Source organism: Ancylobacter sp. WKF20, assembly GCF_029760895.1.
In the GTDB taxonomy this organism is placed as follows: domain Bacteria; phylum Pseudomonadota; class Alphaproteobacteria; order Rhizobiales; family Xanthobacteraceae; genus Ancylobacter.
In genome coordinates, this window is record NZ_CP121679.1 from 219,192 (window position 1) to 245,506 (window position 26,315).

General features: G+C 68.9%; 21 protein-coding genes. 5 read left to right on the plus strand and 16 right to left on the minus strand.

The window, feature by feature from the left end:
* Nucleotides 1-36: 36 nt before the first annotated feature.
* Nucleotides 37-1,269, plus strand: coding sequence for an acyl-CoA dehydrogenase (locus AncyloWKF20_RS01055; RefSeq protein ID WP_279316131.1), 1,233 nt, complete (start codon nt 37-39; stop codon nt 1,267-1,269).
* A 54-nt stretch (nt 1,270-1,323) separates the two neighbouring features.
* Here AncyloWKF20_RS01055 and AncyloWKF20_RS01060 read toward each other — a convergent pair whose 3' ends face one another.
* From AncyloWKF20_RS01060 to AncyloWKF20_RS01080, 5 genes are all read right to left on the minus strand, one after another.
* On the minus strand, nt 1,324-1,788 hold the full coding sequence (locus AncyloWKF20_RS01060) for an Rrf2 family transcriptional regulator (RefSeq protein WP_279316132.1): 465 nt from the start codon (nt 1,786-1,788) through the stop codon (nt 1,324-1,326).
* Nucleotides 1,789-2,050: 262 nt separating this feature from the next.
* On the minus strand, nt 2,051-3,343 hold the full coding sequence (locus AncyloWKF20_RS01065) for a DEAD/DEAH box helicase (protein ID WP_279316133.1): 1,293 nt from the start codon (nt 3,341-3,343) through the stop codon (nt 2,051-2,053).
* Between the two features lie 86 nt (nt 3,344-3,429).
* Nucleotides 3,430-4,269 (minus strand): EamA family transporter, encoded by an 840-nt coding sequence (locus tag AncyloWKF20_RS01070; RefSeq protein ID WP_279316134.1) that lies wholly within the window; start codon nt 4,267-4,269, stop codon nt 3,430-3,432.
* A gap of 64 nt (nt 4,270-4,333) precedes the next feature.
* Entirely contained in the window at nt 4,334-5,188 is an 855-nt protein-coding gene (locus AncyloWKF20_RS01075; RefSeq protein WP_279316135.1) for a DMT family transporter, read from the minus strand.
* 87 nt (nt 5,189-5,275) lie between these two features.
* Nucleotides 5,276-6,733 carry an NAD-dependent succinate-semialdehyde dehydrogenase gene (locus AncyloWKF20_RS01080; RefSeq protein WP_279316136.1) on the minus strand — a complete coding sequence of 486 codons (1,458 nt, stop codon included), beginning with the start codon at nt 6,731-6,733 and terminating at the stop codon, nt 5,276-5,278.
* 217 nt (nt 6,734-6,950) lie between these two features.
* Here AncyloWKF20_RS01080 and AncyloWKF20_RS01085 point away from each other — a divergent pair, with 217 nt between their 5' ends.
* On the plus strand, nt 6,951-7,325 hold the full coding sequence (locus tag AncyloWKF20_RS01085; RefSeq protein WP_279316137.1) for a hypothetical protein: 375 nt from the start codon (nt 6,951-6,953) through the stop codon (nt 7,323-7,325).
* A 31-nt stretch (nt 7,326-7,356) separates the two neighbouring features.
* On the opposite strand, the gene AncyloWKF20_RS01090 is transcribed toward AncyloWKF20_RS01085, so the two are convergent.
* Complete coding sequence (locus tag AncyloWKF20_RS01090; RefSeq protein WP_279316138.1) at nt 7,357-10,149, minus strand: DNA translocase FtsK; 2,793 nt, start codon at nt 10,147-10,149, stop codon at nt 7,357-7,359.
* Between the two features lie 206 nt (nt 10,150-10,355).
* The gene (locus tag AncyloWKF20_RS01095; protein WP_267583281.1) at nt 10,356-10,673 is read right to left on the minus strand and encodes a GNAT family N-acetyltransferase; all 318 of its coding nucleotides are present in this window, start codon (nt 10,671-10,673) and stop codon (nt 10,356-10,358) included.
* A gap of 163 nt (nt 10,674-10,836) precedes the next feature.
* Here AncyloWKF20_RS01095 and AncyloWKF20_RS01100 point away from each other — a divergent pair, with 163 nt between their 5' ends.
* Nucleotides 10,837-11,448, plus strand: a complete 612-nt coding sequence (locus AncyloWKF20_RS01100) for a nitroreductase (protein WP_279316139.1) — start codon at nt 10,837-10,839, stop codon at nt 11,446-11,448.
* Nucleotides 11,449-11,452: 4 nt separating this feature from the next.
* Here AncyloWKF20_RS01100 and AncyloWKF20_RS01105 read toward each other — a convergent pair whose 3' ends face one another.
* From AncyloWKF20_RS01105 to AncyloWKF20_RS01130, 6 genes are all read right to left on the minus strand, one after another.
* Entirely contained in the window at nt 11,453-13,804 is a 2,352-nt protein-coding gene (locus AncyloWKF20_RS01105; protein ID WP_279316140.1) for a mechanosensitive ion channel family protein, read from the minus strand.
* A gap of 131 nt (nt 13,805-13,935) precedes the next feature.
* On the minus strand, nt 13,936-14,733 hold the full coding sequence (locus AncyloWKF20_RS01110; RefSeq protein ID WP_279316141.1) for a hypothetical protein: 798 nt from the start codon (nt 14,731-14,733) through the stop codon (nt 13,936-13,938).
* An 11-nt stretch (nt 14,734-14,744) separates the two neighbouring features.
* Entirely contained in the window at nt 14,745-16,037 is a 1,293-nt protein-coding gene (locus tag AncyloWKF20_RS01115) for a hypothetical protein (protein ID WP_279316142.1), read from the minus strand.
* 242 nt (nt 16,038-16,279) lie between these two features.
* Entirely contained in the window at nt 16,280-18,457 is a 2,178-nt protein-coding gene (locus AncyloWKF20_RS01120) for a malate synthase G (protein ID WP_279316143.1), read from the minus strand.
* Between the two features lie 180 nt (nt 18,458-18,637).
* Nucleotides 18,638-19,936, minus strand: coding sequence for an isocitrate lyase (gene aceA / locus AncyloWKF20_RS01125; protein WP_279316144.1), 1,299 nt, complete (start codon nt 19,934-19,936; stop codon nt 18,638-18,640).
* Between the two features lie 155 nt (nt 19,937-20,091).
* A complete protein-coding gene (locus tag AncyloWKF20_RS01130) occupies nt 20,092-20,319 on the minus strand; it encodes a hypothetical protein (RefSeq protein WP_267583274.1) in 228 nt (75 codons plus the stop codon).
* A 144-nt stretch (nt 20,320-20,463) separates the two neighbouring features.
* Between AncyloWKF20_RS01130 and AncyloWKF20_RS01135 the strand changes: the two genes are divergently transcribed.
* Both AncyloWKF20_RS01135 and AncyloWKF20_RS01140 read left to right on the plus strand, forming a co-directional pair.
* Complete coding sequence (locus AncyloWKF20_RS01135) at nt 20,464-21,885, plus strand: XRE family transcriptional regulator (protein ID WP_279316145.1); 1,422 nt, start codon at nt 20,464-20,466, stop codon at nt 21,883-21,885.
* A gap of 146 nt (nt 21,886-22,031) precedes the next feature.
* Nucleotides 22,032-22,421 carry an acyl-CoA thioesterase gene (locus AncyloWKF20_RS01140; protein WP_279316146.1) on the plus strand — a complete coding sequence of 130 codons (390 nt, stop codon included), beginning with the start codon at nt 22,032-22,034 and terminating at the stop codon, nt 22,419-22,421.
* Nucleotides 22,422-22,516: 95 nt separating this feature from the next.
* Here the strand turns inward: AncyloWKF20_RS01140 and AncyloWKF20_RS01145 are convergent, their stop codons facing one another.
* The 3 genes from AncyloWKF20_RS01145 to AncyloWKF20_RS01155 all read right to left on the minus strand — a co-directional run bounded on the left by AncyloWKF20_RS01145 (nt 22,517) and on the right by AncyloWKF20_RS01155 (nt 26,311).
* Nucleotides 22,517-24,505, minus strand: coding sequence for a primary-amine oxidase (locus tag AncyloWKF20_RS01145; protein WP_279316147.1), 1,989 nt, complete (start codon nt 24,503-24,505; stop codon nt 22,517-22,519).
* A gap of 94 nt (nt 24,506-24,599) precedes the next feature.
* Nucleotides 24,600-24,815, minus strand: coding sequence for a hypothetical protein (locus AncyloWKF20_RS01150; protein ID WP_279316148.1), 216 nt, complete (start codon nt 24,813-24,815; stop codon nt 24,600-24,602).
* A complete protein-coding gene (locus AncyloWKF20_RS01155; RefSeq protein WP_279316149.1) occupies nt 24,812-26,311 on the minus strand; it encodes an APC family permease in 1,500 nt (499 codons plus the stop codon). Before AncyloWKF20_RS01155 ends, AncyloWKF20_RS01150 begins: the two co-directional genes overlap by 4 nt.
* Nucleotides 26,312-26,315: the final 4 nt, after the last annotated feature.

Below are 26,315 nucleotides of genomic sequence, written 5' to 3' on the forward strand. Positions count from 1 at the left end.
CGGCGCGCTCCGCCGGCTGATGGGAGAACTCCGCTCATGAGTGCCGCGCCTGCCGCTGTTTCCAACGCCCCGGCCGAGACCAAGGCCCCCCGCGCCAGCTTCGACTGGGCCGACCCGTTCGACCTCGACGGCCAGCTCACCGAGGAAGAGCGCCTCGTCCGCGACACGGCGCGCGACTATGCACAGGAAAAGCTGCTGCCGCGCGTGACCTCCGCCTATATGGAGGAGCGCTTCGACCGCGACATCATGAACGAGATGGGCGAACTCGGCCTGCTCGGGCCGACCATCCCCGAAGAATATGGCGGCGCCGGCCTCGGCTATGTGTCCTATGGCCTCGTCGCCCGCGAGGTGGAGCGCGTCGATTCCGGCTACCGCTCGGCCATGAGCGTGCAGTCCTCGCTGGTCATGCACCCGATCAACGCCTTCGGCACCGAGGCGCAGAAGCGCAAATTCCTGCCGAAACTCGCCACCGGCGAATGGGTCGGCTGCTTCGGCCTCACCGAGCCGGATGCGGGCTCGGACCCGTCGGGCATGCGCACCCGCGCCGAGAGGATCGACGGCGGCTATCGCCTCTCCGGCACCAAGATGTGGATCACCAACTCGCCCATCGCCGATGTCGCGGTGGTCTGGGCGAAGTCGGCGGCGCATGACGGGGAGATTCGCGGCTTCCTCGTCGAGCGCGGCATGAAGGGGTTCACCACGCCGAAGATCGAGGGCAAGCTCAGCCTGCGCGCCTCCGTCACCGGCGAAATCGTGCTCGATGGCGTCGAGCTGCCGGAGGAAAACATCCTGCCCGGCGCTTCCGGCCTCAAGGGCCCGTTCTCCTGCCTCAACCGCGCCCGTTACGGCATTGGCTGGGGCACGATGGGCGCGGCGGAAGCCTGCTACGCCGCCGCGCGCGGCTACACGCTCGAGCGCAAGCAGTTCGGCAAGCCGCTGGCAGCCACCCAGCTGATCCAGAAGAAGCTGGCGGACATGGCGACCGAGATCACCCTTGGCCTGCAGCTCGCGCTTCAGGCGGGCCGGCTGTTCGATGCCGGGCGGCTGCCGGTGGAGTCCATCTCCATGCTGAAGCGCAACAATTGCGGCAAGGCGCTCGACATTGCCCGCGCCGCCCGCGACATGCATGGCGGCAACGGCATCTCGTCCGAGTACCCGGTGATGCGCCACATGATCAATCTGGAGACGGTGAACACCTATGAGGGCACGCATGACATTCATGCGCTGATCCTCGGCCGGGCGATCACCGGCCATCAGGCGTTTTTCTGAGCCCCGCTGCCGGGGACGTGCCGCTTGCGGTCCTTCCGCAGCCGGCACCTCCGGTCAGCGCAGCGCGTCGATGTCGATGCTGTCCTGCCCGGGCCGATCGCCTGTGCTGGCGCGGACGAGTTCGCCGAGCGTGAGCGTATCCAGCACGCCGGCGACAGCGGCATTCACCTGGCTCATCGTGGTGCGGACCCCGCACAGTCCGGGGTCGTCGCAATCCTCGCACGGCACCGCGCTGTCGGAAGCGGTGCAGGGCAGGCGGGCCATGGGAATTTCCAACGCGCGCATGATCTCGCCGACACGGATGACGGAGGGGCATCGTGTCAGCGCGTAGCCGCCACCGGGACCCTTCTTCGAACGGACCAGACCCGCGGCCCGAAGCTCCAGTAGAATGCCGTTCAGGAACTGCTTGGGAATGTGATTGGCGTTGGCAATGTCCTGGCCCAGAGCGGTAGCGCCTCCCGCGTGGCGCGCCAGAAACATCATCGCCTTGAGACCGTATTTGCCCTTGTTGGTCAGCATATCCGTCGATTCGAGTCCGAAAGGCGCACGCTAGGCAGGGGGTGGGGTTGCGGGGTGTTATCCGGCTATAGCCCGTGAACCCCGGGGTGAGGCTCCAGCCGCGGGCCATTCCGGGCCGCCGGCGAGGGCCGACCCTGCGCAAGGGCTGAAAGCAACATCCCGCGTCAGCAGCGATGTCACCGCGCCACCTTCCTCATGACGGGAAGAAATTGCAATTAATTTCGTATTAATAAATGTGATGCCATGCTGGAGCGGCGTCGGCTCAGACGATGGCGTCGGGCGGCAGCCCCGCCTCGAATGCCGCCGTGAAGGCGGCGACCCGCCGGTCGATGCGGATGTCGGAGGCGCGCAAGGGCCGCGCGAGCGAGAGCCCTTCCAGCGAGCGGGCGCGCGAGAGCGCGACATAGGCCTGCCCGGCAGCGAAGGCGCCGCTGTCGAAATCGATGCGCACATCTTCCAGCGTCAAGCCCTGCGCCTTGTGGACCGTGACGGCCCAGGCCGGGACAAGGGGAAGCTGGGTGTAGCTGCCCACCACCTTGGCTTCGATCTTGCCCGTCGTCTCGCTCCAGTCGTAGCGGATGCGTTCCCAGCTGGTGCGCTCGATCTCCACCACCCCGCCCGCGTCGAGCCGGACGAAGGCGCGGTCATGGGCGAGGCCGGTCACGGTGCCGACGGAGCCATTGACCCATTGCCGCTCGGGATCGTTGCGCACCGCCATGACGCGGGCACCGACCTTGAGCACCAGAAGCTCCGGCACGGGCAGGCGGTCATTGGCGAGGTCGAACTCGCCCTCGCTGCGCCCCTCATAGATGCGGCCGGCCTCGACCAGCCCGTCCATGCCGTGGCGGTTGTAGCCGTCCACCCGCATATTGGTCGGCGCCAGCACGACCGGGACGCGGCCGGGGCGATGCTCGCGGAAGGAGGCGCTGTTGATGGCGTCGATGGCGCGCATCATGTTGCGGCCGGCGCGCAGGTCCGCGAGGTGATCGACGAAGGTGGCGTCGCTCTGCCGGTAGACCTGGCGGAAGGGCAGGCGGGTGATGTCCACCTCGCGCAGCACCCGCGCGTCGAAGGCGAACGGCCCCTCATAGCCGAGATGGCCGAGGATCTCGCGCTCGGCCTGCGGCACCACCGGCGGGAGCTGCAGGAAATCGCCGACCAGGATCACCTGCACGCCGCCAAAGGGCGTCGGATCGTTGCGAGCGATGCGCAGCGAACGGTCGACCGCGTCCAGCACATCGGCGCGCACCATCGACACCTCGTCGATGATGAGCCGCTCCAGCTTCTTCATCAGCGTGCGCTTGGGCGCGCGCGGCTTCACCTGGTCGGGGTCGATGAGGCGCGGCGGCAGGCCGAAGAAGGAGTGGATGGTCTGCCCGCCGAGCTGCAAGGCGGCGACGCCGGTGGGCGCCAGAAACGCCTGCTTGCTGCCGCCCTGCCGGCGCAGCGCCTGCAGGAAGGTGGTCTTGCCGGTGCCGGCGCCGCCGATCACCATCACCAGCGGCGCGCCCTCGCGGATGAGCGCCAGCGGCCCGGCAAAGGCATCATCGGGCACGGTGGGTCGAATCGCAGGGGTGGGGCGCTCGGTCATGCCGGCAAAAAAGCACAGGAACGCCCGGAACACACGCCGGGGCGCTGGCGCTAATGCAGCTTGATGAGGGCGAGGCCGAGCACGATGAGCCCGGCTGCCCCCAGCCGCTCCAACTTCAGCGGCTCGCGCAGCACCACCACGGCGATCAGCGCGGCGAACATGACGCTGGATTCCCGCACGGCCGAGACCAGGCCGATGGGCGCCTTGGTCATCGCCCAGATGGTGATCCAATAGGCCGAGAGCGACATCGCCCCGCCGAAAATGCCCGGCACCACGAAGCCGGTCGCCGGGCGCAGCGCCGCCGGACCGAGCCGGAGCAGTGCCACGATGAGCACGCAGGGCCCTTCCAGCAGGAACAGCCAGGCCGAATAAAGATGCGGGCTGCCGGCGGAGCGTGCGCCGAGCCCGTCGATCAACGAATAGACCGCGATGCTGAGCGCGCAGGCGAGCGCGAGGGCAAGCGCGCGCGCGTCGAACCCGCCGCCCTTGGGCCGCCAGGCGATGGCGAGCACGCCGGCCGCCAGCACGACGACGCCGAGCACGCCCTGCGCGTCGATCGGTTCGCCCAGCAGCACCAACGAGAACAGCGTGGTGATGAGCGGCGAGCCGCCGCGCGCCAGCGGGTAGACGAAGCCCATATCGGCGCGGCGATAGGCGCCGGTGAGCGTGAGGTAATAAACGAGGTGGACGGCGATGGAGCCGGCGATCCATGGCCAGACATGCAGCGGGGGCAGGCCGAACCACAGCGCGGCGGGCAAGGCGATAACGCTGCACGCGGCGGTGATGAGCACCACCGCGACCAGCGGGTCGAGCCGGATCTTCAGAATGGCGTTCCAGCCGGCATGCATGGCGGCGGCGGCGATGACCGCCAGAAACACGCTGGGTTCCATGACACTGCCGGGAGGTGGAAGACCCCGCCTCGTTAGCTGATTCCTTAGCCGGCGGCGGGAAAATTCAGAACAGCTTGATCAGCGCGAGGCCGCTCACCACAAGGAAGGCGGCGATCACCCGGTCGGCCCGCAAGGGCTCGCGCAGCAGCGTCACCGAGAGAATGGCGCCGAACAGCACGCTGGATTCACGCACCGCCGTCACCAGCCCGATGGGCGCCTGCGTCATCGCCCACACCGAGAGCCAGTAGCTCACGAACAGCATCGTCCCGCCGAGGAGGCCCCAGGGCAGGAAGGTGAGCAGGGGCGCCACCGCCCGCCGGCCCTTCCACGACAGGAGCAGGATGGTGATGACAACCGCATCCGCCACGAACAGCCAGGTCGTGTAGAGATTGGCCTGCCCGGTCACCCGCGCGGCGGTGCCGTCGACAATGGTGAAGGCGGTGGCGGCGACGCCCGAGCCGAGCGCCAGCAGCAGCGCGCGCCCTTCCAGCGCATGGCCGAGCGCATGGCGGTCAAAGGCGTGGCGGCCGACAAGGAGGATGCTGGAGGCGAGCAGCAGGATGCCGACCATGCCGACCGGCGAGATCGCCTCGCCCATGATGAAGATGGAGATGCCGGCGGTCATCAGGAGCGCGCTGCCGCGCGCGACCGGGTAGGCCATGCCGAGATCGGCCCGGCTATAGGCGCCGATGATGAAGGCGTAATAGGACAGGTGGCAGCAGACCGAGAGCCCGATCCAGGGCAGCACGTCCAGCCCCGGCAGGCCGAACCAGAGCGCGAAGGGCAGGGCGGCGACGCCCCCGCAGATGCCGACCAGCACGAGCGCGCTGAACGGATCGAGCCGGATCTTGAGGATGACGTTCCAGCCCGCCTGGGTGGCGGCGGAGACGAGCATCACGAGGAAGACGGTGAGGTCCATGAACACAGCGGGTGCGGCGGGGGCATTACCTTGTTACCCCATACCGCCCCCGCTGCCGAGTGCGCTTTTCGTGAAGCCGGCGCGGGATCAGACCCCGAGCTGGGTAACGAACTTGGTGTTCACATAGGCTTCCATCGCCTCGGTGCCGCCTTCCGAGCCATAGCCGGAATCCTTGATGCCGCCGAACGGCACTTCGGGCAGGGCGAGGCCGTGATGGTTGATCGAGACCATGCCGCTCTCCACCCGGCGGGCGAACTCGTCGGCGCGCTGGCCGGAGGTGGTGTAGGCGTAAGCCGCGAGGCCATAGGGCAGACGGTTGGACTCGGCGATCACCGCCTCCATGGAGGAGAAGGGCTGGATCGGCACCACCGGCCCGAAGGGCTCCTCATTGAGGATGCGGGCATCGGCCGGCAGGTCGGTCAGTACGGTCGGCTGGAAGAAATAGCCCTTATTGCCGATGCGCGCGCCGCCGGTGCGCAGCGTCGCGCCCTTGGCGACGGCGTCGGCGGTCAGCGCCTCCATGGCCTCGACGCGGCGGGCATTGGCCAGCGGGCCCATGCGCACGCTCTCATCGAGCCCGTTGCCGACCTTCACGGTCTTCACCGCCTCGGTGAAGCCGTCGACGAAGCGCTCATAGATGTCCTGATGGACGAGGAAGCGGGTCGGGGAGACGCAGACCTGCCCGGCATTGCGGAACTTCGCGCCCGACAGCAGCTTCACCGCCACGTCGACATCGGCATCCTCGAACACCACGGCCGGGGCGTGGCCGCCCAGCTCCATGGTGACGCGCTTCATGTGCAGGCCCGCCAGCGCGGCGAGCTGCTTGCCGACCACGGTGGAGCCGGTGAAGGAGATCTTCTTCACCACCGGGTGCGGGATCAGATACTCGGAAATCTCCGAGGGCACGCCGAAGACGAGGTTGACCACGCCCTTGGGCAGGCCGGCATCCTCATAGGCCTTGACGAGGGCGGCGCAGCTCGCCGGCGTCTCTTCCGGTCCCTTGAGGATGACCGCGCAGCCGGCGGCGAGCGCGGCGGAGACCTTGCGGACCGCCTGGTTGATCGGGAAGTTCCACGGGGTGAAGGCGGCGACGACGCCGACCGGCTCGCGGTGGACGATCTGCTGGATCCCGGCGGCGCGCGCGGGGATCAGGCGGCCATACTGGCGGCGGCCTTCCTCGGCGAACCAGTCGATGATGTCGGCGGCGGCGAGCGTCTCGACACGGGCTTCCGCGACCGGCTTGCCCTGCTCCAGCGTCATGATGCGGGAAATCTCTTCCGCCCGCTCGCGCAGCAGCTCGGCGGCCTTGCGCATCAGCTTGTAGCGCTCATGCGGGGCGGTGTGGCGCCAGGTGGCGAAGCCCTTCTCGGCGGCGGCGAGCGCCGCGTCGAGATCGGCCTTGCTGGCGTGAGCGAGGGTGCCGATGACTTCCTCGGTCGCGGGGTTGACGATGGGCTGCGTCGCCGGCTTGTCCCCGTGCCCGCTGCCTCCCCGCCACTGGCCGTCGATGAAGAGCTGGACGTCGGGATAGGAGACGGTGAGCATGATCTGTCCTCTCGGCACGATCGCGTCGGAAGCCGGACCGGGCCGGCGGCGGATTGCCCCAACACCTAATCTCCCGCGCTGCATTGCGAAAGGGGCGTCGGCGCGCCTCTGTGCCCGCATTTCTGCACATTGCCGGCGGGCCATGGGCGAAAACGCCCGGAGGAACCGCCGCAGCTACGGGCCGTTACCCATGGGAACCACAGCGGGCGGAACAGAGATGACGACGGCGGATCGACTGCGCGCGGATATCGACCGGGGCCAGGCCGGCGACAAGGTGCCGTTCTCCGACCCGGCGGCGGCGCCGCTCGGCACGGACGACGAGGCCGCCGGCACGCCGCCCACCGCCGAGCGCGTGGCGCTCGCCCGCGCCACCGAAGGCGGGGCCGGGCGCGAGCCGCCGCCGGGCGATACCGGTGAGGAACGTCGGCCCTATAATGACGAGGCGCAGGACAGCCTTCCCGGCCAGATGCCCGGTGCCCCCGCCGCGCCCCGCCATGGCCGGGGCGGCAACCGCCGCGCCGCCTATGTGCTGGCCGGCGCGGTGGTGGTGATGGGCGCGCTGCTGGCGATCTGGGCGGCGATCATGGCGTGAACGCGGGCGCCGCGTTCAGCACTTTGTGGGATCAGCGGTTCTCGCGCAGGATCTCGCGCTTGCCGGCATGGTTGGCCGGGCCGACGATGCCCTCATTCTCCATCCGCTCCATGATGGAAGCGGCGCGGTTATAGCCGATCTGCAGGCGGCGCTGGATGTAGGAGGTCGACGCCTTCTTGTCGCGCAGCACCACGGCCACCGCCTGATCATAGACCTCGCCCGGCTCCTCCCCCATCGCGCTCTTGTCGAACACGGCGGCGTCGTCCGGGATCGGCTCGTCTTCTTCCTCGGCGGTGACCTCGTCGAGATATTCCGGCCGCGCCTGGCACTTCAGGTGCTCGACCACGCGCTCGACTTCCTGGTCGGAGACGAAGGGGCCGTGGACGCGCGAGATGCGCCCACCGCCGGCCATGTAGAGCATGTCGCCCTGGCCGAGCAGCTGCTCGGCGCCCATCTCGCCCAGGATGGTGCGCGAGTCGATCTTGCTGGTGACCTGGAAGGAGATGCGGGTCGGGAAGTTCGCCTTGATCGTGCCGGTGATGACGTCCACGCTCGGGCGCTGCGTCGCCATGATCAGGTGAATGCCGGCCGCGCGCGCCATCTGGGCGAGGCGCTGGATCGCGCCCTCGATCTCCTTGCCGGCCACCATCATCAGGTCGGCCATCTCGTCGACGACAATGACGATGTAGGGGAGGGGCGCGAGATCCATGATCTCCTCCTCCTCGATGATCTCCCCGGTCTCGCGGTCAAAACCCTTCTGCACCGTGCGGGTGATGATCTCGCCCTTGCCGGCCGCTTCCGCGACGCGGGCATTGAAACCATCAATGTTGCGCACGCCGAGGCGGCTCATCTTGCGGTAGCGCTCCTCCATCTCGCGCACCGCCCATTTGAGGGCGACGATCGCCTTCTTCGGATCGGTGACGACGGGGGTGAGCAGATGCGGGATGCCCTCATAGACCGAGAGTTCCAGCATCTTCGGGTCGATCATGATGAGGCGGCACTGGTCCGGGCGGTGCCGGTAGAGCAGGCTCAGGATCATCGTGTTGATGGCGACCGACTTGCCCGAGCCGGTGGTGCCGGCGACCAGCAGATGCGGCATGCGGGCGAGATCGACGATCACCGCCTCGCCGCCAATGGTCTTGCCGAGCGCGATGGCCAGCTTGGCCTTGGCCGCCTCATATTCATGGCTCGCCAGCATCTCGCGCAGCCACACCGTCTCGCGGCGCTGGTTCGGCAGCTCGATGCCGATGACGTTGCGCCCTTCCACCACGGCGACGCGGGCGGAGACCGCGCTCATCGAGCGGGCGATGTCGGCGGACAGGCCGATGACGCGGCTGGACTTGATGCCGGGCGCGGGCTCCAGCTCATAGAGCGTGACCACGGGGCCGGGATTGGCGTCGATGATCTCGCCGCGCACGCCGAAATCATGCAGCACCTGCTGCAGCTTCACCGAATTGCGGTCGAGGAATTCTTCCGACAGCTCATAGTCCGGCTCGGTCTCCGGCGGCTCGGCCAGCAGGTCGAGCGGCGGCAGTTCATAGGCATCGCTGTCGGGCAGCGCCGCCGGGCGCGGCGTCGGTGCGGGACGCGCCGCCACCGGGGCGGGAGCGACCGGAGCGACAACGGCAACAGGGGCGGCGACGACGGGAGCGGGTGCCGGCGTCGGCGGCGGCGCGGGCTCGGCGACGGGCACCAGAGCGAAGCTCGGCCAGGAGAACGAGACTTCCGCCGGCGCGACGGTGTAGCCGCCAAGGCTCGGCAGCACGGAGGCGGTCCACTCGGCGGGCGCGTCCTCGCCGACGGCTTCCTCGGTGGAGGCATCCTCGGGCGTGGCGTCGTCGAAGGTCTGGTCGGCGAGGCTGTCTTCGATCAGCTCGTCAAAGCCGGCGATGGAGCCCCAGGCCGCCTCGTCGGCGGCGGCGTTCACCGGTGCGGCCAGCAGCTCCGGCAGCGGGGCCGCGTGGTCGGCCACTTCCGGCGCCTCATAGGCGTCGGCGAAGGGCAGGGACTCGAACGCCTCGGCATCCTCCAGCCAGACATCCTCGCTCGGCGCGACATCCTGCTGCGCCGAGGCGACCGGCGGCACGTCCCAGCCGAGCTGGATCATGCCGGCGATCTGGCGGATCGAGGACGGCGCGGCGACGGGCGAGGGGCGGGGCGCGGTGGCGGCGCGATCATTGGCGGCCAGCGGCGGCTTCAGCTCGGCGGCGGGCGCGGCGATTGCGGCCGGCTCAGGCACGGCGACCACGACCGGCGCGGGGGTCTCGATCACCTGAAACGCCGGAATCGCCGCCGCGATCACCGTCTCCGCCGCAGGCTCGGTCACCTGCTCAACCGCCTTCTCCGCCGCCCTCTCTGCCGCCTGCCCGGCGGCCTGGCGCAGCGCGTCTTCCTGCGCGGCGAGCGCGCGTCGGGCGTCGGCGGCGATCAGCGGCTTGGGAATGGCGCCCAGCGGCGGCTTGCGCGGCGGCACGCGCAGCACCGGCGTCTGCGAGGGGCGCGGCGGCACCAGCGCGGTGGTATCGAGCGCGGCGCTCTCTAGCGAGGGTTCGGCCTTCACCGGCTCCGGCGCGGGCTTGCGCAGCAGATAGTCCGGCGTGCGGGTGAAACGGGTATTGGACGGCAGGGTGAAGGGCTGCAGCCAGCTCGGCACCAGAACGCGGGCCGGCACCGGCACGGCCGTGTTCACCCCCTTGGCGCCCTTCGGCGGGGGCGGGGCGAAGACCGGCTTGGGGTTGGCCCGCGAGAGGACGCGCGGCGCGCTCTCGCTGGCCTCGGAAGGCTTGCTCTCGTTCGTGTCGGACGGACGCGCCGGGGTACGCATGGGACGCCAGAACCTTTGCCGCTGAATACCGTGGTGCACCGGCCGCGAAGGGCGGGCGCCCCCTTCGGCCGTGCTCCATGGTTAGGAGCACAGCGTTAATGAAGGGTATGAAGCGGCAGGTTTTCCCCGGAGCTGTGGCGCGGATGTGTCACCCGCCCCCAGCGTGCCCCAGCATCCGGCGCGGCCAGTGTCAGGCGAGGCCGGTGTCAGGCGAGGCCGAGCGTCGCGCGGATCTCCGGCGCCATCAGGTCGTGGGTCTCCGGGCGCTTCATCATGTAGCGGCCGAACACCGAGCAGCGCGGCACCACGGAGAGGCCGCGCTGGCGCGCGCTGGCGAGGCCGGCCTCGACGAGGCGCGTGGCGATGCCGCGCCCGCCCAGCTCCGGCGGCACTTCCGTATGGGTGAAGATGATGTGGTCCGGGGCCAGAATATACTGGGCGACGGCGAGGTGGCCGTCCTGCTCGATCTCGAAACGGTCGGCGGCGCGGTTGTCACGCACGGGGATTTCGCCGTTGATGCTCATCTCTTGCTCCTTGGGGGCCGCACCCGCTTATGTTGGCGTGGTTCGGGTCGGCCATGGGATATTGTCGACCAAAATTCCGGCCGAGTCGCCCCTGGGGCGGCGGGTCGGCGTGAATTTCCTGCGTCCGGGCATCTAGGGCGCGGCTGGATTGTGGAAAGCTCCGATGACATCGATAGCCCCTGAGACCCGCGCCGCCGTGCTGGCGGCGCTTGCCGCGCGCCGCTCGGTGCCATCCGCCGGGCTGATCGAGCCGGGGCCGACGGGCGAGGAGCGCGCGACGCTGCTCACCCTCGCCGCCCGCGTGCCGGACCACGGCATGCTCACCCCCTGGCGGTTCATCCTGATCGAAGGGGAGGCGCGCGCGGCGCTGGGCGCGCGGCTGGCGCAGGCCTACCGGGAGGCCAATGGCCATATGCCCGAGGAAAAACGCGAGAAGTTCGCCGCCATCATGGGCCGGCTGTTTCCCGCCCCGCTCGCCGTGGTGGTGGTGAGCCGGCCGGTCGAGCACGCCTCCATCCCGCTCATCGAGCAGGAACTGTCCGCCGGCGCGGTGTGTCTCAATCTGCTCAACGCCGCCCATGCGCTCGGCTATGCCGGCATCTGGGTCACCGGCTGGGCCGCGACGCACGGGGAAGCCGTGCGCCTGCTTGGCGTCGGCGACGGGGAACGGGTGGCGGGCATCCTGCACATCGGCACGGCGAAGGAGCCGCCCGCGGAGCGCCCGCGCCCGGATGTGGCGGCGCTCACCACCCGTTGGGCGCCGCCGGACGCTTAAGGCGCTAGCTCGCCGCCGCCTCGCTCTCCACCTGTTGCAGGAGGTCGTTGGCGGCGCGGGCCCGCGCGCTTGCCGCCGCCGCGCCGGCCAGTTCCGGGGCGGCGAGCGACTGCACCGCCACCGTGTTGTTGGCGAATTCGATGCCCTGCTGCGGCAGCTGGAAGATCATCCGCTTGATCGCCTCGCGCCGCACCACGGTCGGCTTGTTCGGCCGCACGGTGAACTTGAAGCGCACGATGAGCGCAGTGTCGTCGATATCGGCCACGCCCTGCATCTTCAGCGGCATCAGGAACTCGTCCTTCAGCTCGGGATCCTCCGCCATTTCGAGGCCGATCTTCTTCACCGTCTTGCGCAGCTTTTCGAGATCGGTGTCGCGGGTGAAGCGCAGGTTGAACTTCATCGTCGTCCAGTCGCGGCTGAAATTCGTCACCTGCCCGAGCTGGCCGAAGGGGACGGTGTAGATCTGGCCGTTCTGGTGGCGCAGCTTGAGCGAGCGCAGGGTGAAGCCTTCCACCGTGCCCTTGGCCCGGCCGCAATCAATGTACTCGCCGACGCGGAAGGCATCGTCCACCAGGTAGAACACGCCCGACACGATGTCCTTCACCAGCGTCTGGCTACCGAAGGAGATGGCGAGGCCGATGATGGAGGCGCCGGCGATCAGCGGCGTCACGTCGATGCCGATCTGGCTCAGCAGCGTCAGGCCGGCGAGGATGATGATGACGAGGGTCAACGTCACTCGCAGCAGCGGCATCAGCGTGCTCATGCGCGAGGCCGGAGCTTCCGCGCTATCCTCCGCCTCGAAGCCGCCCGAGGATGGCCGCTTACCGCCGTGCAGGCTGGTGACATACTCGACCGCCTGCCACGCGCAATAGGCGCCGAGCAGGATGCCCCCGCCCGGCAGGGCGGCGCTGGCAAAGGCGTTGTAGCGGCTGTTGTCCATCATGCCGATGCCATAGACCAGCCAGATGCGCACGGTGAGCGAGGTCGCCACCAGCAGCACGGCGATGCGGATGCAGCGCATGATCGCCTCGACCAGCCGCTCGCGCGCCTCCGAGCGCTCGCCCTCGGCTGGCGGCTCGCCCTCGGCCTCGCTGGCTACGGTCTGCACCCGCATCATCCGGCAGATCTTGTCCATGAAGGATTCGATGGCGATGAGGCCGATCAGCACGTCCATCGTCATCAGGATGGCGAGGTGGATGCCCTCGAGCGAGGTCAGCGCACCATAGACGCGGGCCATGCCGAGCAGGAGGAAGATCGGGATGGCGAGCGCCAGCCACCAGCGCGACAGGATCGACACCATCGGGCCGGGCTGGCCGGTCTGGGTCAGCCCGTGCAGCCATTTGGCGACGGGCTCGCGAATGGCGATGGCGGTGGCGATCAGCAGGCTGGTCAGCAGCGCCGTGTTCACCAGCATGGCGCAGGCGATCACCAGAGGCGGCGACTGCATGCCTTCGAGGATGCGGCGTATATCGGCGAGCACGATGGCGGTGAGGATGACCACCGCCGTCCAGCGGTAGACCTTGAGCGCCTCGGCATCGCTGATGGCGGCGAGCCGCGCCTGCGGCAGATTCGGGCGCAGGGCGATGCGGAAGACCAGCAGGTAGAGCCGCCAGTAGAACACGCTGGTCAGCACGAGGTAGCCGAAGCGCGCCTGCGGCTCGGTGCCGGCGAACAGGCTCACCACGAAGCCGTGGGTGACCAGCCACATGCCGGTGAGCACGAGGATGTCGAGCCCGATCAGCGCCGAGAGCGCCCAGATCGACGCGGTGCCCTCGATGCGGCCGCCGAGGTAGCGGCGCGCCGGGCGCAAGGCGAGGCGCAGCAGCGCTTCGGTGCCGAGCGCGGCGGCGACGCAGGCCAGCAGCAGCAGCAAATAGCGGCCGGGCTCGCGCCCGCCATTCAGCTCCGGCCCGAGGATCATCGGGATGCGGGCGGTGTGCTCCACCAGAGCGGGGAATTGCTGCAGCGCGGCGTCGCCCTTCTCCACCACATCGATGAACACCTCGCTGAGCGGCTCCTCCATCTCCATGTTCATGGCCATGGGCGGGGTGCCAGCCGGTGTGCCGCCTGCCGATGGGGCGGGCGCCGCCGATGCGGGTGCCGCATTGTGCGCCGGTGCGGCGGGGCTCGCGGCGGCGGGTTTCGCGGCTGTGCCGGGTACGGCCCCTTCCGCCTTCAGCCGTTCCGCCACCGCCTTGGAGAGGGCATCGACGAGCTGGTCGAATTGCTGCGGGCTGATCGGCAGCGGCGTTGTTGCGGGGGCGGGTGCCGGCGTGGCGGTCTGGGCGCGCGCGGGCAGGCTCATCGCCGTCAGCAGGGAGAGGACGAGCAAAGCAGGCAGGAGACGGAAACGCACGAAAACGCTCATGGGACGCGCCGCAACAGGCCACCGGGATGGCGGCCGCCAGAGAATACGGGCCTTGCCGGCACTATGTTACGCGGCGTCGGGAGCGTCCATCAGGATTTGGCCCATCCGTAAGCGTTCGCTCACGCGCCGGTGGCGAGCTTGAGGTCGGTGAGTTCCGCCGGCGAGAAGTAGAACAGCCGCTCCGGCGGGGTCTCCATGGCGTGGATCCACACGCGCGGATCGACGCCCATCGCCACCAGATGGCGCTGGCATTCGGCGGAGACGCGCTGGGCGCTCGCCATGCCGGTATCGGCGGCGTTGCCGCCGGTTGAGACGGCGAAGACCTGATGCACGCCGATCGATGCTCCCGCCTTGGCGAGCCGCCGCACCCCGCCGGCGAAGACCAGCGGGCAGGAGGAGGCGCAATGCGCGTCCGCCGGCACTTCCGTGGCGAATCCCTTCTCGCGGATCAGCCGGCCCATGGCGAGCGCGTCGCTTACCGAGCCGCCGGGCGAGTTCAGCACCACGGTGGTCACATAGGCGCCGCGCTTTTCCACCTCGGCGGCGAAGCGCTCCGCCGTGCCGGGCGTGATGGTGCCGCGCGCCTCCAGCCGCCCGCCGGCCACCAGCTCCAGCGTCATCGCCTGGCGCAGGTCGGCCTGCGGCGCCGGGCGGGTGCGTTCCTTCTGCGCCGGATCGACGCCGGGGCGGGCCGAGGGCAGGAAGGGCGCCGCGTCCGGCTGCTCGCCCGGCAGCAGAGCGGGTGGCGGGGCCTTGGCGGCCTGCTCCGCGCGGTCATAGGCATCCCATCCGATCACCGCGAGGCTCAGCACGATGAGCGTGCGGAACACCGCGCGCAGCACCGTCTCGTCCGGCCGCGCGCCGAGAAGGCGCCGCCAGAGCGGGGCCGGTGCCGCCGCCGGGTCGGCTGGGGCCATTCCTTGCGCGCTCACTCCTTGCGCACCCCACGGCCGGGTTGCAGGGGTGTCACGGTGGAGGGGACGAGTGCCGCTTCAGTCTCTGCAAGCTCAGTTTCGCGATCCGATTTCGCTGTTTCGTCCCCCGCGACGCCTTCCTCGTTCTTCACCTCGCGCAGCAGCCGCATGGCGGTGATGAGCTGGGCGGCGGTCATGGTCTCGGCATCGGCCGGCGCGTCCTCGCGGCGCAGCGCGGCATGGACGACGCAGAGCGCCAGCACCAGCACGGCGGGCAGGAGGTCGATGGAGATAGCGCCGGCCCAGCTCGGCAGGAAGTCGCCGGCATAGCGCAGCACCGCCTCCGCGGTGGAAAGCGGCTGGAAGCGTGCGGGCTCGACCGGCCCCGAGCCGATGATCTCATCCGCCGCTTGCGACAGCGCGCGCGCCTGCACGGCCACCGCCCGCTCGACATTGCCGACGACGGCGTTCTGCCGGCCGGCGAGGTCGGCGTTGCGCCCATCCGCCGCCGGGGCGATGAAGCCGCGCGCCATGTCGTCCGCCGCGCGCCTCACCGCCGGCGCCATGGAGCTCTGTTCCATCGCCGCGATGGTGCCGACGAGCCGCAGCGCTTCCGCGCCGAAGGCATCGCTGCGCTCCTTGATCGGGCCGCTGCCAGAGACCATCTCGCGCATCTTGGCGATCTGCGCGCTGCCCTCGGCATAAAGCTGGCGGGTGCGCTCGCCGCTCTCGGTGAGCTGGCGGCCGAGATCGTCGAGCTGGCTGGACATCTGGGTGAGCAGCTGCACCACCGTGCCCGAGCCGCCCGTGCCGGTGAGCGCGCCGGAACGCTCGGCTTCGGCAAGGCGGGCAAAGCGGGTTGAGGCAAGTTGGATGTCCGGGGTGAGGCTCTGCGCCCCGAGCGCGCGGTTATGCGCCGCGTCGAGATCGCGCGTGTAGTCCTGCAGCGTCACGGCGAGATGCTGCTCGATGGCCGCCGAGCCGGCCAGCGCCGCCGCGTTGAGCCAGGACGACATGGCGACGATCATCAGCGAGCCGAGCAGCATGGCGCCGGTGAGCCAGACCCGGCTCGCCGTATCCCGCACATGCGGCAGGAAGGTCAGCAGCATGGTCCAGAAGGCGTAGATCGCCACCGAGACGGCGGTCGAATAGATCAGCGCGGCGAAGACGGTGATGACCGGCGAGCCGTCGAGCAGGTCGCGCACGCCGAGATAGGTGTAGACGCCGGAGGCGAGCGCCAGAACGCCGAGCGTGACGCGCATGGTCACATCGAGCCCGGCAACGCCGGCACGCAGCGTGGAAGCCATGGGGAGGGTCCGCCATCCGAGGAATTTCCTCAATCAGGCCCGTGCTTTGCGCCGGGAATGTGACCTTGCGGAAGGTATCCGGCGACCGAAATTGCGCCCGCAGCGTGCGGTAGTGGACGCTGGCGGTGCCCGATTGTGGCGAAGCGGTGCCTAGCACCTGCCAACGAAAAGGCCGCCCCGGTTTCCTGGCGCGGCCTTCCCGATTGGTGGTCTTGCGCGGTGTCCCGCCTGTCCTTGCGCTGTCAGGCGGCGGCGGCCTGCGCCTGCTTGGCCTGCCGGCGGCGCTGGGTCAGGATGAACTCGGTATAGCCATTGGGCTGCGTCAGCCCCTCGAAGACGAGGTCGCGCGCGGCGCGGAAGGCGAAGCCGTCAAAGGCCGGCGCCATCGGCGTGTAGTGGGGATCGCCGGCATTCTGCTTGTCGACCACCTGCGCCATGCGGCGGAAGGTTTCCTCCACCTGCTCCTCGGTGACGACGCCGTGCAGCAGCCAGTTGGCGACGTGCTGGGAGGAGATGCGCAGCGTCGCGCGGTCTTCCATGAGCCCGACATCGTGAATGTCCGGCACCTTCGAGCAGCCGACGCCCTGGTCGATCCAGCGCACGACATAGCCGAGGATGCCCTGGATGTTGTTGTCCAGCTCCTGCTGCACCGCCGCCGGCTCCCAATTGCCGCGATCGACCACCGGGATGATCAGGATATCGCGGCGCGAGGCCGGGGTGCGGGCGCGCAGTTCGTCCTGCCGGGCGAACACATCGACCTTGTGATAGTGCAGCGCGTGCAGCGTCGCCGCGGTGGGCGAGGGCACCCAGGCGGTGTTGGCGCCGGCGAGCGGGTGGGCGACCTTCTGGGCGAGCATGTCCGCCATGCGGTCGGGCATCGCCCACATGCCCTTGCCGATCTGGCCATGGCCGTCGAGATGGGCGGCGAGGCCCGCATCGACATTGTTGTCCTCATAGGCCTTGATCCAGGCCTGCGCGCGCATCTCGTTCTTGCGCACCATCGGCCCGACCTGCATCGAGGTGTGGATCTCGTCGCCGGTGCGGTCGAGGAAGCCGGTATTGATGAACACCACCCGCTCGCGGGCCGCGCGGATCGAGGCGGCGAGGTTGACGCTGGTGCGGCGCTCCTCGTCCATGATGCCGATCTTCAGCGTGTTGGAGTCGAGGCCCAGCATCTGTTCGACGCGGGCGAACAGGTCGACGGCGAGTTCGACCTCCTCCGGCCCGTGCATCTTCGGCTTGACGATATAGACCGAGCCGGTGCGGCTGTTCTTCACCGCGCTCTCGCCCTTGAGGTCGTGCAGCGCGATCAGCGTCGTCACCGCCGCGTCGAGGATCGATTCCGGGATCTCGTTTCCGGCCGCATCGAGCACCGCGTCGGTCATCATGTGCTGGCCGACATTGCGCACCAGCATCAGGCTGCGGCCGTGCAAGGTGAGGCTGCCGCCATCGGGCGCGGCATAGCTGCGGTCGCCCGCGAGGCGGCGCTCGATGATCTCCTTGCCCTTGGCGACATCGGCGCTGAGCGTGCCCTTCATGAGGCCGAGCCAGTTGCGATAGACCAGCACCTTGTCCTCGGCGTCCACCGCCGCGACGCTGTCCTCGCAATCGACGATGGTGGTCACCGCCGCCTCGATCACGATGTCGGCGATGCCGGCCGGGTCGCTCGCGCCGATACGGTGGGCGCGGTCGATGACGATGTCGATATGCAGGCCGTGATTGACCAGCAGCACGGAGGAGGGCGCCCCCGCCTCGCCGCGATAACCGGCGAATTGCGCGGCGTCCTTCAGCCCGGTGACGGCACCCGAGGCCAGCACGGCCTCCAGCGCCGCGCCGGCGACGCGGTAGGCGGTCACGTCGGCATGGCTGGCGCCGGCGAGCGGCACGCTCTCGTCGAGGAAGGCGCGGGCGCGCTCGATCACGCGCTGGGCGCGCACCGCGTTGAAGCCATTGGAACGGCTGGCGCCATTGTCCTCGGGCAGCGCGTCGGTGCCGTAGAGCGCGTCATAGAGGCTGCCCCAGCGCGCATTGGCGGCATTGAGCGCATAGCGCGCATTGGTGACGGGCACGACAAGCTGCGGGCCGGGAATGCGGGCGAGCTCGTCATCGACGCGCACGGTCGCGACCTCGAACGGCTCGGGCTCCGGCAGCAGATAGCCGATCTCGGCGAGGAACACCTCATAGGCGGCGGGATCGACCGGCTTGTTCTTGTGCGCGAGGTGCCAGGCGTCGATCTGCTTCTGCAGTTCGTCGCGCTTGGCGAGCAAGGCGGCGTTGCGCGGGGCGAATTCGGCCACAAGCGCGGCGAAGCCTTTCCAGAAGGCGGCGGCGTCTACCCCGGTGCCGGGGATCGCTTCGCGCTCGATGAAATCGACCAGCGCGCTGTCCACTTTCAGGTTGGCGACGTCGGAGTAGCTCATGGACGGTTCCCTCCCGTTCCGAGTTGGGACCGACGCCGAGAACTGACGTCGGCCGGATTGTGCTATGCGGCGAGTTAGGGTGCGGTGCAATATCGCACATAGTCGGAGAGGCGCCCCCGGCAAGATGCCGTTGGGGGCGCCTGTCGCATGTCAGCCTTGCGCGAGGCGGGGCGGACCGGCTCAGAACTGCGCGGTCTCGGTGGATTCCTTCATCGCCGTAGTCGAGCTCAGGCCCTCGCTGAGCACGGTGGCAATGGCGTCGAAGTAGGAGGTGCCGACCTCGCGCTGATGGCGCGTGGCGGTGAAGCCGTCCTTCTCCGCCGCGAACTCGGCTTCCTGCAGCTGCGAATAGGCGGCCATGCCGTCCTGCCGGTAGCGTCGCGCCAGCTCGAAGGTGGTGAAGCACTGGTTGTGGAAGCCGGCCAGCGTGATGAACTGGTAGCGGTAGCCCATCGCCCCCAGCTCGCGCTGGAACGCCTTCATCTGCGCCTTGTCCATGTGCTTGGCCCAGTTGAAGGAGGGCGAGCAATTATAGGCGAGCATCTTGCCCGGATGGACCTTGTGCACGCCGTCGGCGAAGCGGCGGGCATCCTCAAGGCTCGGCGTCGAGGTCTCGCACCACAGCAGGTCGGCATAGGGCGCGTAGGCGATGGCGCGGGCGATGCCGGCCTCGAAGCCGCCCTTGTAGCGGTAGAAGCCTTCGGGCGTGCGCTCGCCGGTGATGAAGGGCCGGTCCGTCTCGTCAATGTCGGAGGTGATGAGGCGGGCGGATTCGGCGTCGGTGCGCGCCATCAGCACGGTCGGCACGCCCAGCACGTCGGCGGCGAGGCGCGCGGCGTTTAGCGTGCGGATGAACTGGCGGGTAGGCACCAGCACCTTGCCGCCGAGATGGCCGCACTTCTTCTCCGAGGCCAGCTGGTCCTCGAAATGCACGGCAGCCGCGCCGGCCTCGATCAACGCCTTGGTCAGCTCATAAGCGTTGAGCGGGCCACCGAAGCCGGCCTCGGCATCGGCGATGATCGGCACGAAATAGTCATGCTGCGGCCCGTCAATGCCGTCGGCGCGCTCCATGGTCTGGATCTGGTCGGCGCGGGCCAGCGCCTTGTTGAGGCGGCGGACCACGGCGGGGACACTGTCGACCGGGTAGAGGCTCTGGTCCGGGTACATGTCGCCGGAGGAATTGGCGTCGGCGGCGACCTGCCAGCCGGAGAGATAGATCGCCTCCAGCCCGGCCTTCACCTGCTGGATCGCCTGCGCGCCGGTATAGGTGCCGAGCGTCGGCACGAAATCCTGGCTCTGCAGCAGCTCCCACAGGCGGCGGGCGCCGTGCTGGGCGAGGGTGTGCTCGAGGCGCAGCGAGCCGGAGAGACGGTTGACGTCAGCGGGCCCGTAGCTGCGGCGGATGCCGTTCCAGCGTTCCGGCGCCCAGTGCGGCGCGGGGAAGGGGTTGCTCGGGGTGTCGCGGCGAGTGTCCAGCATGGGAATGGCCTGCTGTTGAAGGTGAGGAAAGGGGCGAGGCGGGCGCGGGGGTTGTGGAGGGGAAAACCCCCGCGCCCGGGGTTCCGCCGGGGCGACCGCTTGGCGCGTCATCAAAGCGGATCGGGCGGAAACGCGGCCGGGCAGCCATGGCGGAACTAGCGGGCCCGGCGGGTATAGGTCGCGGCCACCAAGGCGCGGCCGTCGAACAGCGACACCGGATCCTGGCCGGGCGCCAGCGCGAGGCGGTGGCGGCCAATGCGGTGGACGATGCTGTAATCCTGTTCGGCCAGTCCCTGCTCGCGGAACGTCCGGCTGATCTCCTCGGCGGTGCCACCGACGATGGTGACGAATTCCTCGTCGCTGTTGTGCTGGTGCCGTTGCATGTCAATTCCTCCCGTCTGGGTGTGATGTAAATCTTTCACACTCGACATGGAGGGGCAATAAATATAGCAATATGAGTGTGTTAAGCTGATAAGGCTTGTAAAGTTTACAGGCCAGTTTTGTAAACCGAGCAAAGGAACGGGACCATGCTCGCCACCGAACCGCGCATCGGCAGCCGGGTGCAGCGGCTACGCCGGACCAAGCGCATCTCGCAGGCGGACCTCGCCAGCGCGCTCGGCATTTCCGCGAGCTATCTCAACCTGATCGAGCACAACCGCCGGCGCATCACCGTGCCGCTCTTGATGAAGCTCGCCGGCTATTTCGGCATCGAGCCGGGCGAGCTGGTGGAGAGCGACGAATCCCGTCTCGTCGGCGATCTGATGGAGCTGTTCAGCGACGATCTGTTCACCGATGCGGGCCTGACCAATCAGGACATCCGAGACCTCGCCAGTTCAAACCCGGCGGTGGGGCGCGCCGTGGTGCGGCTCTACGACCAGTTCAAGACCCTGCGCGAGGCCCGCCGCACCGGCGCCACCGGCGTGCCGGACGAGGACGAGATCGGCTATCACCCGGCCACCGACGCGGTGTCCGACTTCATCCAGGAGCACGCCAACTATTTCCCGACGCTGGAGGCGGCGGCCGAGCGGGTGCGCCACGACATCGACTTCGCGGCGGATTCCTTCGAATACGGGCTGAAGACCTATCTGTTCAACGTGTTCGGGCTGAACTGGCGCTCCGCCTCGCTGCCCGCCGGCATCGCCCGCCGGCACGATGCCAATACGCGCGAGCTGATCACCGCCGAGGTGCTGCCGCCGGAATCGGCGCTGTTCGCGGTGGCGCACCAGCTCGGCCTGCTGGCCGCCTCGCGCGAGATCGACCAGCTGATTGAGAGCGGCAACCTCGCCGCCGACGCGCCGATCCTCACCCGCAACGCGCTGGCGAGCTACTTCGCCGCCGCGCTCATCATGCCCTATGAGCCGTTCCTGCGCGCCTGCACGGAGACGCGCTACGACATCGAGCGTATCGAGCGGCGCTTCCGCACCTCCTTCGAGCAGGTGTGCCACCGCATGACGACGCTGCAGCGGCCGGGCCTGAGCGGCATCCCGCTGCATCTCGTGCGCACCGACATCGCCGGCAACATCTCAAAACGCTTCTCGCTGTCGGGAATCCATATTTCCCGCCATTCCGGCGCCTGCCCGCGCTGGAATGTCTACGCCGCCTTCCTGCATCCCGAGCGCATCAATGTGCAGCTCAGCCAGATGCCGGAGGGCCAGCGCTATTTCTGCATCGCCAAGTCGATCACCAAGGGCGGCTACCGCCACAACGCGCCGCGCCGCCACCTCGCCATTGGCCTTGGCTGCCACATCAGCCACGCCCACCAGATGGTCTATTCCGACGGCATGAACCTCGCCGACCCCTCGCAGACCGTGCCGATCGGCGTCGGCTGCCGCATCTGCCCGCGCCTCGACTGCGAGCAGCGCGCCCAGCCCCCGGTCGACCATCGCTTCACCCTGAACGACAGCGAGATGGCGGAGAGCTTTTACGCCACCGTGCGAAGGGGTGTGTGAAGGGTTTACACGCGCGCCGTCTTGCGCGCGCCGTCATCCCGGAGCGGCCATCTCTTCGCCGAAGTGCGCATCGCGACGATGGCGGCGGCACGGTATCAAGGGATGCCCCGCGCGCCCGCGCCGATGCCTCCAAGCTGGACCCGACCATGACCGCCGCCACCGAGCCACCGCCCCATTCCCCGGTCATCCGCACCATCGCCATGCCGGCCGACACCAACCCGGCCGGCGACATCTTCGGCGGCTGGCTGATGGCGCATATGGATCTCGCCGCCGGCAACGTCGCCACGCGCCGGGCCAAGGGTCGCGTCGCCACCGTGGCGGTGGAGGCGATGAGCTTCCTCAGCCCGGTTCTGGTCGGCGATGAGGTGAGCTTCTATGGCGACGTCCTGTCGGTAGGGCGCACCTCGCTGCGCATCCGCATCGAAGCCTGGCGCCGCCCGCGCGAGGGCGAGACGCTGAACAAGGTGACAGAGGCCAGCTTCACCTTCGTCGCCATCGGCGCCGACCGCCGCCCGCGCCCGGTCGATGAGGCCTGAGGCCCTGACGGCCCTGCCGCCACGTCGTTAGGACGCGCGAAAGCGCGTCGCTGATGGCCGGGCACGCCCGGCCATGACGGCCCCGCGCCCCCGCCTCAATGGCAGCAGGAGCCGCCGCCGTTCTTTTCCCCTTCCTCACCCGCCTCGCGGTTGTCGCGCGAATGGGCGTTCTTCTCCGGCGGCAGGTTCATGGCGATGTTGCCGGCGAAGAAGCCGTTGGGCTTCAGCAGGAAGCCGGCATATTCCACCGGCATGATCGGGAAGTCCTCGGGCTTGCACACATGGGTGTGGCCGAAGCTGTGCCAGACCACGACATCGGCATTCTCGATCGGCCGGTTCTGCGCCACATAGGCCGGCAGGCCGCCCCCGCCCGCATTCACATTCGGGTAGTCGCCGGACGCGTACTTCTCCGCCTTGTCGAAGGCGGTGACCCAGATGTGCTTCTTGGCGAAGCCGCCGCGCCGGGCGACGGTCGAGCCCTCCTGCGCCAGCATCACCGGCGTGGGCGTCACCACCAGCTTGTAGCCGGGAGCCTTGCCGACGCTGTTGACCGCTGACGGGTTCGCCACCTTCCAGTAGCGGCCGGTCTCGCCATTGGCCACCGCCGGGCTGTCGAGCTCGCGCTTCAGGGTGCGGCTCTTCGTGTCGAAGACGTTGCCATAGGGGTTGTCCTCGCCCCAGGGGCGCGGGGCGAATTCGTGCTCGGTCACGGTGTTGCCGCCGCCGTCAATGTCCATGTGCAGGCGGGCGTTGAAGAAGTGCTGATGCGTCGGCCCGCCCAGCCCTTCATCCACCATGCCGCCCCACGGATAGACCTCGCCCGGCGTCACCGCCGCGGTCTGGATGATGCCGGTGAGCTTGGCCTCAAGCTGGATCGTGCCGTCCTGGTAGAGATACCAGTAGAAGCCATAATCATAATTGCCGACGGTCGCGAAGAACGAGATGACCAGCCGCCGCGAGCGCCGTGTCTCATAGATGCCGTTGCGGAATTCATAGTGCTTCCACAGCGTGCCATAGTCCTCCTCATGCATGCAGATGGCGTTCTTCATGAGGAAGGGCTGGCCGAGATCGTCGGCGGCCGGCACGTCGAAATAATGGATGTGGCCCAAGCAGTCGCAGCCGAGTTCGAGCTGGTTGGCGAGGCGGCCTAGGCCGTATTCGCCGGCGTCGAAGGCGCTTTTCCAATAGTGGTTGGCGGTTGGGTCGGCATAGGGCACGACCATCTCGGTCACGCTGGCGCGGAAGATCACCGGGCGCACCCGCCCGCCGTCCTTGATGCCCAGCTCGTGCAGCACCAGCCCCTCGCGCGGGGTGAAGCCGACGCGGAAGCTCCAGTTCTGCCACTCCACCCGCCAGCCATCGACGGTGAAGCTCGGCCCCTGCCGCTGCACGATGTCGAGCGGCTTGATGTCGGTGCGGACATCGGGAAAGGCCTCGCGGCCGTAATTGCGCTTCTTCTTCGGCACCGGGACGATCTTTTCCTCGTCCACGAGGTCGACCACCTTGTTGGCGATGAGATCGACCACCGCCACCACGCCCTCGATCGGGTGGGCGTAGCCATTGTCGCGTATGTCCTCGCGCCAATAGGAGACCGCGCGCACGATGCGCCGGCCCTTCTCGAAATCGCGGCCGAAATAGCCGGAGGAGAAGGGGTCGATCTGCACCAGCGGGATGTCATCCTCGGTGATGCCGCGCTTGGCCACCGCGGCGCGCCAGCCGGCATCGGCCTTCACGATCTCCTCGGCGCGGATGAACTCCTCGATCATGATCGGCGGCTGGCCATAGGGCGGCTGGTCGTTCGGCAGCGTGGTGAAGGACACCACATGCGCGGTGGCGAGATCGACGATGGCCTCGCTCGCCGTGCCGGTCGTCACTTCCAGCACCAGCAGGAAGGCGAGACGGGGCAGGGCGCCGCCCGCGCGCCAGGCGGCCAGCTCGGCCTTGGCGGGTTCTTCCAGCCGGATGATCGGGAAGCGGTGATAGGCCCCGAGTCCCTTGGCGGCGGTGAGGATGGCAACCGCCTGTTCGATCTCAGCGGTGCTCAGCGGGTCCAGCGGGTGAGTGATGTCGACTTTGGCGTCCATGGTGGACCTCCCGAACGGATGAGGAAACAGGCGGGGCGAGAGCCCCGCCGCCGGGATGGGGTGAGGCGGGCGCGATGCCCGCCGGGTCACGGGTTCAGGGCTGCGCGGCGGCGGTGCAGAGCACCGTGTCCATCGGCGCGCCCAGCACCTCATGGAGGCAGAACAGGTCGCACAGCGCGTGGCTCTGGATGCTGGCGACCATCAGCAGGGCGACCATCGCTCCGGCGAGGGCAGCGCGGGCGAGATCGCGGGCGAGGCCCGGCGCCGGCGCGGCAGCGTGCGTATGGGGGGAGAGGCTGAGCGTGCTCACGCGAACACCTCCCCGAGGCTGGCATAAAGCTCCGGCCGGCGCTGGCGCAGATAGAGCGCAAAGCCCGCCCCGAGCAGGAACACCACGGCCAGCCCATAAGGGAAGGCCATCACCAGCGGGCTCTCGCTGCCGGTCAGCAGCGACAGGTTCACCGTCACCAGCACCAGCGCGCCGGCGAGCCCGATGAGGCCGAGAACGGGGGCGATGAGCGTCGTTCCCACGCCGTGACGGGTGGGGGTGACCCGGAAGAAGCGGATCACCGCCAGCGACACCAGCACCTGCACGGCGAGGATGCCGAGCACGGCCAGCGCCGACATGAAGGAGAACACGGTGGTGTAGGGGTCGGCGCCCGCCGCGATGAAAAGGGCGAGGATCACCGCCGCCACCGCGCTCTGCACATAGCCGGCGATGTGCGGCGAGCCATGCACCTCATGCACCTTGCCGAGCGCGCGCAGCGCCAGCCCCTCGCGGCCGAGCGCGAAGAAATAGCGGTTGAGCGTGTTGTGGAAGGACAGGATGCAGGCGAACAGCGAGGTGATGAGCAGCAGGTTCATCGCCTCCACCGACCAGCCGCCCAGCACCTCGGCGGCGGCGGTGAAGTAGAAGGCCTCCAGCCCCTTCTCGGCGACGGCCTGCACCTGCGAGGGGCCGTAGAACTGCACGGCCGCCCAGGTGGAGAAGGCGTAGAACAGGGTGATGAGCAGCACCGCGACATAGGTGGCGCGGGGAATGGTCTTCTCCGGCGTTTCCGCCTCCTCGCCGAAGATGGCGGTGGCCTCGAAGCCGATGAAGGAGCCGATGACGAAGACCAGCGCCACGCCCAGCCCCGGCGCGAAGACGGTGGACGGCGCGAAGGCGGAGAAGGTGAAGCCCTCCGGCCCGCCGCCCTTCAGCACGATGCCGATGTCGAGCAGGAGCAGGATGGCGATCTCCGCCAGCATGCACACGCCGAGAAGGACGCCGGAAAAGGCGATGTTGCGCTGGCCGCAGGCCATCACCGCGATCAGCGCCACATAGGCCCAGACCCACCAGGGCAGCTCGATGCCGAAGGGCGCCAGCGCCCCGGCGACGAACACGCCGAACAGCGCATAGACCGCGATCTGCACCGCGCTGTAGGTGACCAGCGCCATCATCGCCCCGCCGACCCCGGCCGGCTTGCCGATGCCCTGCGCGATATAGGTGTAGAAGGCGCCGGCGCCGCCGACATGGCGGCTCATGGCGGTGAAGCCGACCGAGAAGACAAGGTAGAGCAGCCCCGCCAGCACGAAGGCGCCGGGTACGCCCGGCCCGTTACCGAAGGCGAAGGCGGCCGGCGAGGCGCCGACCACGGCGGTCAGCGGCGCGGCGGCCGCCACCACGAAGAACACGATATGGGCGAGGCCGACGGAATTCTTCGCCAGCGCCTTAGGGGCGAGGGCGTCTGTCAAAAGGGCGTCGGTCGCAAGCGGCAACGCGCCGCCGCTGACGGCATGTGGCACTGCATCGTTCAAGGACATGGGG